We start from the raw sequence: 10,928 nt of genomic DNA, 5'->3' as shown, positions 1-10,928 counted from the left end.
CGTGCCCGCCCCCGCGCCCGGCGGCCGGGCGGGCGGACCGCCTCCCGGCGGGTCGGACGGCGCCGCCGTGCTCGAACTGCGCGGCGTCACCGCCGGGTACGGACCGGGCCGCGAACCCGCGGTGCGCGGCATCGACCTCGCCGTGCCGCGCCGGGGGCACACCGCCGTCGTGGGCCCGTCCGGCGCCGGCAAGACGACGCTCCTGTCACTCGTCCTGCGCTTCCTGGAGCCCCAGGAGGGCGAACTGGCCCTCGACGGGCGGCCGTACCGCGAGCTGAGCCACCCCGCGATCCGCTCCCGGCTGGCGTACGTGGAGCAGGACACCCCGGTCGTCCCGGGCACGATCCGTGACAACCTGCTGTTCTCCAGCCCCGACGCCGGCGAGGAGGACCTGCGCCGCGTGCTGCGCGACGTGCGGTTGGCCGAGAAGGTCGACAGCCTCGACGACGGGCTGGACACCGAGCTGTCCTCGACCGCCGTCTCCGGCGGCGAGCGCCAGCGCATCGCCCTGGCCCGCGCGCTGCTGCGCGAGCCGGACGTGCTCCTGCTGGACGAGGCCACCGCCCAGCTCGACGCGCTCACCGAGGCCGCGGTCCACGAGTGCATACGCACCCGGGCGCGGGCCGGCGCCGTCGTCACGATCGCCCACCGGCTGTCGACCGTGATCGACGCGGACACCATCGTGGTGATGGAGTCGGGCCGGATCCGCGCCCGCGGCACGCACGAGGAACTGCTGGCGGCCGACGTGCTCTACCGCGACCTGGTGGAGGCCCTGCGCATCGCCTCGGCGGGGTCGGGGGCCGCTGCGCCCGCCGGTCACGCAGCGGCCCCCGCCACCGTCGCCGCCCCCGGCGCGCCTCAGCGCACCGGGTAGGCGTCGACGATGGTCTGGTCGACGGACCGGCCCTCCGCGGCCGAGCCCTCGACACGGAGGGAGACGGTGTCGCCCGCGCGCAGCCGCACCCCGGGCGCGGCGGCCAGCACGGAGCCGCCGGGGAGCGGCAGGGCCAGCATGCGGTGCCAGCGCTCACCGGAGTCGGTGGACACCCACAGCCGCAGCCTGCCGTTCTCCTCGCGCCAGTCGCTCGGGCTCTCCGAGGACACCAGCCGCGCCCCCATCACCAGCGGGACCCCGGCGCGCAGGGAGCCGTCGTCGCGGGTCGGCGGCCGGTAGTCCACGGCGAGCAGCCGCGGCTTGGTGGACGGGCCGCCGGGCTCGGGCCCCCGGGAGGGGAAGGTCCAGCTGGTCTCCGTCCGGGTGCCGATCGGCAGCCGCGCGGTGTCGGGGCGCGCGGTGTGCTCCAGGCGGAACACCGCCGGCTCCGGCGGCAGGTCGAAGTAGGAGCTGCCGGGCGTGCGCGGCTCCACCTCGGCGCCGTTGCGGTACAGCCGCAGGCTCTCGGAGCCGATCGCACCCAGGTCCCACGGGCCGCCGTGGTGCTCGCCGTCGCTGAGGCGTACGGGCAGCGAGAGCGAACCGCCGTAGTGGACGCCGGAGACCACCGCCGGTGCCGTGCCGCGGAACCACACGGGCCGGCGCCGCTCCCCGTGCCGGTACGTCTCGGTCGGCCCGCACAGCGAGGTCTCCGCCGCCGGCGGCGCCAGCACGCACTGCCGCCAGCTCACCTCCGGGCCGGCGCTGAGCAGTTCGGTCCTGCGCTGCGGCACGTCGAGCGGCTCGCGCACGGTGAAGGAGGAGGAGATCCGGGTCGACTGCACGTGCCGCGTCCCGGCGTACTCGGCGGGGCTGCCGTGCAGTGCGCGGTAGTCGGACGTCAGCCGGGCGAGGTCGCGGGCCTCGGCGCGGGAGACGTCGTAGACCGGCGGGTCGGGGATCTGCTCGCCGCCGAGCACGAGCGCGTACACGTCCGCCTTCCGGCCGCGCTCCGGACCCGTCGCGTCCAGCCGCCAGCGGGTCTCGAACGCCGCGGTGCCGCGCTCGACCGGGCCGGTCGGCTGCAGGAACACCCGGCCCTCGGCGATCTCCTCGGCGGTGGCGTAGACGGCTTCGCCGAGGCCGATGCCCTCGGCGGCGTCGCGGCGCTGATAGTGGACGGACGCGTGCCCGACCCGAGTGCTCGCGCCCGCGACCTGCGCGGGCTTCAGCCGCTTCGCCTTCCGGGCGTCGATGGTGTACTCGATGTCGCGGTCGAGCATGACCTCCGGCGAGCCGGCGAAGGAGACCGTGGCCGGGCGGCCCTCGCCCGCCGGGGTCTCCACCTTCGCCATCAGGCTGAGCGGGCCGGGCAGCATCCGGGCGGTGCCCTGCCCGTTCCCGTCGAGGTGCACGGCCTGGTAGCCACCGCCGCCGACCGGGTGGAAGTCGTCCATGTTGCCGGCCCAGACGGTGCCGCCCGCCCAGGGCTCGCCGTTCCGGTCCAGCACGGTCAGCCGCACGTCGTGCCGCGGGGGTTCGAGGTAGGCGTTGAGCGGCAGGGTGACGGTGTCGCGGCCCTCCCGTTGCACGACGACCCCGCCCTGGTAGACGCGCGGCTCCGCCGCGGCGGGGGTGAGGGTGGCCGTGATCTTCCTGGTCTCGCCGGGCGCGACGGTGAGCCGGGCGGGGCTGAGGGTGACGAGGTCGTCGGGCGCGGCGTCGTCGTAGACGTCGCGGGCGTTGTCGGAGAGGTCGAGGCGCTCGGCCCGGGCGCCGTGGTTGGTGACGGAGAGTTCGAGGGTCTGCGGCCCGGTGCCGCCGGGGTAGCGGAGGTAGCCGAAGTCGACGGCGCCGCGGTCGAATTCGAGGGTGTCGGTGAGGGCCCCGGGCACGTCGAGCATCCCGGCGCCGGCGACCTGCGACACCGTCCGGTCGGGGTCGCCGTCGGCGGTGGTCATCAGCGCGGTCTTCACCCGCTCCCAGCCCCAGCCGGGGTGCTTCTCCAGCAGCAGCGCGGCGGCGCCGGCGACGTGCGGCGCGGCCATGGAGGTGCCGTTCATCGACGTGTACGGGTCGGCCGTGCCGCCGCCGGAGCGGGCGGCGACGATGCCGGAGCCCGGCGCCATGAGGTCGGGCTTGGCGCGGAACGTACCGCGGGTCGGTCCGACGCTGGAGTAGTGCGCCGGCCTGCCCGTGGCGACGGCGGCGCCCACGGTCAGCGCGCTGCCCGCGATGCCCGGCGACTCGACCGTGGCCCCGAACGGGCCCGAGTTGCCCGCCGCCGCGACGAACAGGGTGCCGGTGTCCGCGGTCAGCGCGTCCAGCGCCAGGGCGACCGGGTCGTCGCCCTGGCCGGCCTGTGCGCCGAGGCTGAGGTTCGCCACCTCGGCGCCCTGCGCCGTGGCCCACTCCATGCCCGCGATGACCCAGGACGACTGGCCCTGGCCCTCGCCGTCCAGCACCCGGGCGTTCAGCAGCCGGGCGCCGTGGGCGACACCGCGGCGGTCGCCGTCGGCCGCCGCGCCGGTGCCGGCGACGACGGACGCGACGTGCGTGCCGTGGCCGTGGGGGTCGCCGGTGGTGCCGCCGCCGGTGAAGTCCCGGGCGGCGGCGACCTGGCCGCGCAGGTCGGGGTGGTCGGTGTCGATGCCGGAGTCGAGGACCGCGACGTCGACGCCCGCGCCGCTCAGGCCGCTCCCCCAGGCTCCGGGGGCGCCGATCATGCCGAGGTTCCAGTCGAGTTCCGCGGCGCGGACCTCGCGGTCGAGCCACACCTTCGTCACCCCGGCCGCGGCCCGGGGCCCGGCGGGGGCGGTGAGCCGCTCGGTGAACGCGGCGGCCGCGTCCTTGGGCACGTCCACGGCGGCGGCGTCGATGCTGGGCAGCCTGCGGCTGTCGGCGGCGGCGTCCAGCGCGGCGAGCGGGCGGGGGCCGCGGACGATCAGCGGGAGGGCGTCGGTGGCGGCGTCGTCGTAGTCCATCCGGGCCAGCGCGCTGACGTTGAACAGCTCGATGTCCAGGACGCGCGGCACCAGGCCGGCGACGTCGTCGGGGACGACGTACACGTCGCCGTCGTCGTGCAGGGTCGTGAACGACACGCCCTCGCCGGCGCCTTCGGCGGGCGCCACGGAGACGCCGGGGCCGGCGTCGGTGCCGGGCCCGAGGGTGACGGTGTCGCCGGTCACGAGGGTGACCTCGGTGCCCGGCGCGGCCCCCGCGGCGGCGGCGCCGTCCGGGCCGGACGGGGCGCCGGCGGAGGCCCCCGGGGCGGCGGTGGTTGCGGTGGCGAACGGAGCCGGATGTGACACTGGCGATTGCGGCAGCGCTGTGGCTAGAGAGGGCACGGTGGCCAGCAACGAGGCGAGGCAGCCGAGCACGGCGAGGCGAACAGGCAGGTAACGCCGGAGCGAACGATGCATGACTCGGGTTGTAACCCGCTGGTCCGGCGCCCAGGAAGCGGTTTCCACTGGCGACTTGTCGCCATGTCGGCCACTGGTCAGACGGGCGTACGGGGTACGGCGGCGGAGACCCGGCGGAAGGAGCGTGAGAGACGGTGCTGGAACCGGCGGGCGTCGAACCGACGGAGGAACGGGTGTACCGGCTGCTGGTCGGGCTGCACGGCGCGGACGCGGGGACCGTGGCCGGCGAGCTGGGCCTCGACCGGCGGCGGGCGGAGTCACTGCTGACCTCGCTGCACGAGAAGGGGCTGGTCAGCGGGCCGGAGCAACGCCCGGGCGGGTCGGGGCACTTCGTGCCGGTGGCGCCGGACGTGGCGCTCGGGCCGCGGTTGCTGCGCGGCCAGGAGGCGCTCGAACGGGCCAGGCGCGGGGTGACGGAGCTGGCCGAGGAGTTCCGGGCGGGCGGCCGGCGGCGCGACGGGCGGCAGCTCGTCGAGGTGGTCACGGGCGTGGCGGCGATCCGGCAGCAGATACGCGACCTCGCGTACGGCGCGCGCCGCGAGGTGCTGGCGCTCTGCAAGGCGGGGCACGTGGCGATGCCGTCGGAGGACAACGACGAGGAGTTCGAGATGCTCGCCAAAGGCGTGCGCTACCGCGTGATCTACGAGCGCGCGCTGCTGGAGCAGCCCGGGATGCTGGACAACGTGGCGCTGGGCGTGCGCGCGGGCGAGGCGGCGCGGGCCGCGAGCGCGCTGCCGGTGCGGCTGATGGTCGCGGACGGGGCGCTGGCGCTGTGCCCGCTGGTGCCGAGCGCGGACAGCAGGTTCGGCGAGCCGACCGTGGCGGTGGTGCGCAGCAGCGCGCTGCTGGACGCGCTGATCGCGCTCTTCGAGAGCCAGTGGGCGGCGGCTTCCCCGCTGCACGTCACCGGGGCGGGCGGGTTGGCCGGCCTCGGGGACGGCGCCGGGGCGCCCGGCCCGGCGCTGGCGGAGGACGAGCGCTATCTGCTGTCGCTGGTGGTGGCGGGGCTGGCGGACAAGGCGATCGCGACCCAGCTGGGCATCAGCCAGCGCACGGTGCAGCGCCGGCTGCGGGACATGATGGGCCGGGTGGGCGCGGACACCCGGGCGCAGCTGGTGTGGCAGGCGGCCCGCCGCGACTGGCTGCCGTGATCGGCTGAGCCGGACCCGTTTCCGTGGCGGGAACGCACGCGCGCACCCGCGGCAGGGCTGCCCGTACGGCACGAACGCCCGCCGGGCGGCGCGCCGGTGCGGCCGGATCGCTCCGGCCGCACCGGCGGCAGCAGGGTGTCACCGCAGCGCGTACGCCCGCTTCACCGTCTGCTCGACGCTGTTGCCGGCGTCGTCCCACGCCTTCACGCGCAGCGAGACGAAGCCGCCGTCGTCACCGACCCGGGGGTGCCGCAGCCACACCCGGTGGCCGCCGTCCCACCAGCGCATGACCAGGGCGTCGTCCCACGAGGCGCCGTCGTCGAAGGAGGCCGAGACCTCCATCCCCCTGACACGCAGGCCGTCGATGCCGTCCTGGTGCCGCGCCGTGATGCCGATCGGCACGATCCGCCCGTCCGGCGCCGCGCCCCGCGCGTCGGTCCGCACGTCGTAGTCCAGCTGGAGCAGCGGCAGCAGCTCCTGCTCCCCCGCCGCCGGGCGGTCGGCCGTGAACGACCAGCTGGTGCGCGTGCTCACCGACGTGTGCCACTCCGGGGTGGTCCGGTCGACCGCGAGGTCGAGCCGGTACGCGCCCTCGCCGCCGTCGCCGCCCGCGGGGAAGGCGCCCCAGGCCGTGCGGCCCTCGGCCAGCTTCCCGCCGTCGCGGTACAGCGCCGCCGACGCCTCGTCCGCCGGCACGCCGCCCCAGTCGCCGCCGTCGAGGCGGCTGTAGTGGCCGTCCTCGGAGTCGGCGAACTCCGGGATGCGGAGGGTGAGCTGGTCGCCCTCGCGGTACGAGGTGAGCCCCGGCACGCCGCGCGGGATCGCGGGCCGCACGACGGGCGCGAACCAGCTCTCCCGGACCCGCTCCCCGGGCCGGTAGGTGCGGGCCGGCTGGATCATGCCGCCCGCCAGCGGGTTGAAGGTGTCGTAGGTGTAGCGGTGGTGGACGTTGTGGCGCCAGAGGGTGTCGCCGGCGCTCACGTACTCGGTGCGCTCGTGCGGGGTGGGCACGTGCCGCTGGTACTGGTTGATCGCCGTGCCCATCCAGGGCCGCCAGCCGAAGCGCTGCTCCTTCGTCCACGGGGTGCCGCCGGAGTCCCGGTAGCCGGTCCGCACGGTGGCGGTGTTCGCGTCGCTCACCCGGTGCACCACGCGCTCGGGCACCCGCTGCTTCGCCACCTGCATCACGTCGTACAGGTACGGGCTCGCGGGGGTGCCGTGCAGCGCGACGGTCGCCCGGCCCGCGGCCAGCGCCGCGCGCAGCCGCTCGCCGACGTCGTGCCGGACCATCGCGGCCACCGCGGGCAGCCGGGTGCCGCCGGGCCGCCACACGCTCCAGGCGGGCGAACCCTCCGGGCCGGCGACGATCACGTAGCGGGCCCCGGCGGCCGCGGCGGCGCGGACCACGTTCTCGTCCTGCGGGCTGTCGCCGTCGACCAGGACGGCAGCGCGGGAGACGTCCACGCCGTCGTCGGCGAGGGCGTCGAACTCCGCCTGCGTACCGGTGCCGGCGTCCACCAGCGGCAGCCGCCGGGTGCCGTCCAGGGCCGGGGAGCGGCCCATCAGCCGGATCGCGTCGACGGGGGCGTGCCCGCCCCGCCAGCGCACGCTGCCCGTGAGCATCGGCGCCTCCAGCTGCCAGCGGGAGGACACCTCGAAGACGCCCTCGCGGGCCCTGGCGGTCGGCGTCACGTAGAGCTTGCGGCCGTCGACGCTGAACTCCATGTGCCCGTGGGAGATGCTGCGGCTGCCGAACTCGCGGTGGCTGTAGAAGCTCATGACGGCCTCCTGCACCGCGGGCTTCGGGGTCTCGATCCGGACCTCGTTCGCCTCGCGGGCGTCGAGGACCACCTCCAGGTCGCGGTCCACCGTCAGCTGCGGGTCGACGACCAGGCTGTCGACGCTGCCGTTGACGACCTTGTCGGAGATCACCGCGTGCAGGAAGTAGTCGCCCTCCGGCACCTCGACGGTCATCGACCTGCCGTCCGGGATGTACGAGACGACGTCGTAGCGGTCGTCCTCGCCGAAGAGCGTGACGGGGTTGACGAACGCGGGCTTGCCGGAGCGGTCGACGCCGCGCAGCGTGACGGTGCGCGTGGGTGCCTCGCGTACGGCTCCGATGGTGGTGTGGGCGACGGTCCCGCCGCCGGTGGCGGTGACGTAGCCGCCGTACCGGCCGGGGCGCAGCCCCGCGGGGTCGAGGGTGACGGGGACGGTCGCGGTGCCGCCCGCGGCGACCTCCACCGTGTCGCCGTCCGGCAGCCCGACGGCGTCGGCCGGGACCGGCTCGCCGCTCCCGGCCCGCAGGGAGACGTCGAGTTGCAGCGTGACGGGCGCGTCGGAGGCGTTGGTGTACGTGATCTCGCGCCGCACCGGCTCGCCGCCCTCGTCGACGCCGCCGAAGCCGAGGGTGCCGGTGGCGTACACCTGCTGCGCGTCGGCGCGGGCGGCGTCCACGCGCCCGCCGCCCTGCTGGTAGACCGTCCGGGAGTCGTGCCGCTGCGCGGTGCTGACCAGCGCGTCCTTGAGCTGCCGCGCGGTCCAGTCGGGGTGCCGCTGCGCGATCAGCGCGGCGGCGCCCGCGACGTGCGGCGCGGCCATGGAGGTGCCGGAGGCGGCGGTGTACAGGTCGTCCACCGGGGTGCCCATGGACGTGCCCGCCGCGCGGGCGGCGACGATGTCCACGCCGGGCGCGGTGATGTCGGGCTTGACGGCGAGGTCGCCGACGCGCGGGCCGCGGCTGGAGAAGTCGGCCAGCGCGTCGTCGCGGTCGACGGCGCCCACGGTGAGCGCGGCGTCGGCCGCGCCGGGCGAGCCGACGGTGGCCGAGCGCGGGCCGGTGTTGCCGGCCGAGGCGACGAAGAGGGTGCCGGTCTCGGCGGTCAGCCGGTTCAGGCCGAGGCTGAGCGCGTCGGTGCCGTCGGTGGGCGCGTCGGTGCCGAGGCTCATGTTGACCACGTCGGCGCCAGCTTCCGCGGCCCACTCCATGCCGGCGAGCACCTGCGACTCGGAGCCGTAGCCGTCGTCGCCGAGCACCTTGCCGACCAGCAGCCGGGCGCCGGGCGCGACGCCCTTGCGGGAGCCGTCGGCCCCGGCGCCGGTGCCGGCGACGGTGGCCGCCACGTGCGTGCCGTGGCCGAAGGCGTCGCCGGTGGTGGGGCTGTCGGAGAAGTTGCGGGCCTCGGCGACCCGGCCCTTGAGGTCGGGGTGTTCGGCGTCGACGCCGGTGTCCAGCACGGCGACGGTGACGCCGGTGCCGTCGTGCCCGCCCTGCCAGACCTCGGGCGCGCCGATCTGCGGCACGCTGCGGTCGAGCGAGGCGCTGACCCTGCGGTCCAGCCAGATGCGTTCGATGCCGCCGGCGAGCCGCGGCTCGGCCGCCGTCCGGACGTGCTCGCGGTCGTCGTCGACGGCCGCCCAGAACCGGTCGGCCTTGTCCTTGCCGGTCTCGACAGCCCGGGCGCCGAGACTCGGCAGCGCGGCGCCGGCCGTCGTCCCGGGCAGTTCCGCGGCGTCGGCGGCGCGGGCCCCCTTCGCGTACGACACGATCAGCGGGATCCGCTTGCTGCGCCCGTCACCGTAGCCCTGCTCGACCAGTTCGGTGATGTTGAACAGGTCGCGGTCCAGCGCGCCGGAGCCCACGTACGGCATCGCGTCGGAGGGGATGACGTGCAGGTCGCCGTCGATCTCCACCTGTTCGAAGCCGCCGGCGGCACCGCCGTCCTCACCGCCGTCGGGAGCGCCGTCGCGTGGCGTCACGGTGGCGGCCTGGCGGCCGTCGGGGAAGCGCTCAAGCCGTACGCGGTCGCCCGTGACGAGCGTGACGGCGCTGAGCGAGGAGCCGGACGCCCGGTCCGGGACCGGCGCGCCACCGGGTGCGGCGGCGGCTTGGGTCGCGGAGGGCGCCAGCGTGACCAGGAGCGCGCCCGCGGTGGCGAGCGCCGGCAGCTGTACTCGTCGTAGATGCACGGGGCAAGCATTCGGTCCCCGCGGGCCGGCTGTCACGATCTCCGGCGTGCCGGGCTTGCGACATGTCGCCTGTACGACAGCGGCGCGGGCACGGCGCCTTGGCAGCCGGCCCGTACGTCGTCATGCTCGCTCCGGCAGCCGGGCACGTGCGTCCGGCCGCCGGTAGTGACGTGCACCAGCGAGAGGAGCGGCACATGTTTCGCAGGACATCGACGCTCGCACGTACCGCGCTGCTGGCCGCGGCGGTCGTGATCATCCCGGTCACCGCCCTGGGCGCGGCCGCCGCGCCGCAGCAGGGCGCGGCGGCCGACGGCGCCGGGCCGGCCGGGTCGGCCGGCACCCGTACCGTCCAGGACTCCGGGCAGTCCGGCGACCCCAACACCGGCGAGCGGGCCCGCGACGTCGTCTTCGCCGTCCACGGCGGCGCCGGCACGCTGCGGCGCGAGGACATGTCCCCCGAGTTGGAGCGGGAGTACCGCGCCAAGCTCACCGAGGCGGTACGCACCGGCCAGCGGGCGCTGGCCCGCGGGAAGTCCAGCACCGCGGCCGTCGAGGCCGCGATCACCGTCCTGGAGGACTCGCCGCTGTTCAACGCCGGCAAGGGCGCCGTGTTCACCACCGACGCGGAGAACGAGCTGGACGCGTCCATCATGGACGGCGCCACCCTCGACACCGGCGCGGTGACCGGCGTGACGCACATCCGGAACCCCATCTCGCTGGCGCGGGAGATGATGGACAACTCCCGGCACGTGCTCATGAGCGGCGAGGGCGCCGAGCGCTTCGCCCAGCACCGCGGCATCGACCTGGTGACCCAGGACTACTTCTTCACCGAGCGGCGCTGGGAGTCGCTGATGGCCGCCAAGGGCGGCGAGTCGGACTTCGACTTCGGCGAGACCGGCACGGTCGGCGCCGTCGCCATCGACGACGACGGCGACCTGGCCGCCGGCACGTCCACGGGCGGGCTGACAAACAAGCCCGTCGGCCGCGTCGGGGACTCGCCGATCGTCGGCGCCGGCACGTACGCGAAGAACGGCAACATCGCGGCGTCCGCGACCGGCACCGGCGAGCTGTTCATCCGCGAGGCCGTCACGCACACCATCTCCGCGCAGGTCGAGTACCTGGGCCGGTCGGTGTCCCGGGCGGCCGGGGCGGCGATCGACAAGACCGAGGCGCTCGGCGGGAACGACACCGGCGGGGTGATCGCGCTGGACTCCCGCCGGAACCTCGCGTTCACCTTCAACACCTCCGGCATGTACCGCGGTTACGCCACGGCCGACGGCGAGATCGTGGTGAAGATCTTCGCCGACGAGTGAAGATCCGGCGGCGGGGGCTTGTCTCCCGCCGCCGGCTCCACCAGCCTGGTGCCCGCCGTACCGGACGCGCCCGGCCCCCGCGCGGCGCCGGCCGGCCGGACACCCGCCACCGGCAAGGAGATCCCCGTGCGTCACCGCAAGCACCGGATACCGCAGGCCCACCCTCGTCCGCGCCCCCGGCTGTTACGGGCCCGGGTGC

The 10,928-nt window shown here is 75.9% G+C and carries 6 protein-coding genes; 4 read left to right on the top strand and 2 right to left on the bottom strand.

The window, feature by feature from the left end; all coding sequences use genetic code 11:
* A partial coding sequence (locus tag ABD317_RS27165) for an ABC transporter ATP-binding protein (protein ID WP_344292913.1) occupies positions 1-874 on the top strand: 874 nt, incomplete at its 5' end.
* Here the strand turns inward: ABD317_RS27165 and ABD317_RS27160 are convergent.
* Positions 859-4,185 (bottom strand): S8 family peptidase, encoded by a 3,327-nt coding sequence (locus tag ABD317_RS27160; protein WP_344292911.1) that lies wholly within the window; start codon positions 4,183-4,185, stop codon positions 859-861. The two genes, ABD317_RS27165 and ABD317_RS27160, sit on opposite strands and share 16 nt — an antisense overlap.
* A gap of 245 nt (positions 4,186-4,430) precedes the next feature.
* Between ABD317_RS27160 and ABD317_RS27155 the strand changes: the two genes are divergently transcribed.
* Positions 4,431-5,447, top strand: coding sequence for a helix-turn-helix domain-containing protein (locus tag ABD317_RS27155; protein WP_027751971.1), 1,017 nt, complete (start codon positions 4,431-4,433; stop codon positions 5,445-5,447).
* Between the two features lie 138 nt (positions 5,448-5,585).
* Here ABD317_RS27155 and ABD317_RS27150 read toward each other — a convergent pair whose 3' ends face one another.
* The gene (locus ABD317_RS27150) at positions 5,586-9,416 is read right to left on the bottom strand and encodes a S8 family serine peptidase (RefSeq protein ID WP_344292908.1); all 3,831 of its coding nucleotides are present in this window, start codon (positions 9,414-9,416) and stop codon (positions 5,586-5,588) included.
* Positions 9,417-9,610: 194 nt separating this feature from the next.
* On the opposite strand from ABD317_RS27150, the gene ABD317_RS27145 reads away from it, so the two are divergent.
* Both ABD317_RS27145 and ABD317_RS27140 read left to right on the top strand, forming a co-directional pair.
* Complete coding sequence (locus ABD317_RS27145; protein WP_344292906.1) at positions 9,611-10,729, top strand: isoaspartyl peptidase/L-asparaginase family protein; 1,119 nt, start codon at positions 9,611-9,613, stop codon at positions 10,727-10,729.
* 18 nt (positions 10,730-10,747) lie between these two features.
* A partial coding sequence (locus tag ABD317_RS27140) for a hypothetical protein (protein ID WP_344292904.1) occupies positions 10,748-10,928 on the top strand: 181 nt, incomplete at its 3' end.

This window comes from Streptomyces synnematoformans (assembly GCF_039531005.1).
GTDB lineage: Bacteria > Actinomycetota > Actinomycetes > Streptomycetales > Streptomycetaceae > Streptomyces > Streptomyces synnematoformans.
Note: the sequence above shows the minus strand (reverse complement) of the source record. Positions and strands in the feature narration are given on the sequence as shown.

Excerpts from the sequence above, each read along its gene's own strand:
- ABD317_RS27145 (WP_344292906.1), top strand. The coding sequence starts at position 9,611 with ATGTTTCGCAGGACATCGACGCTCGCACGTACCGCGCTGCTGGCCGCG.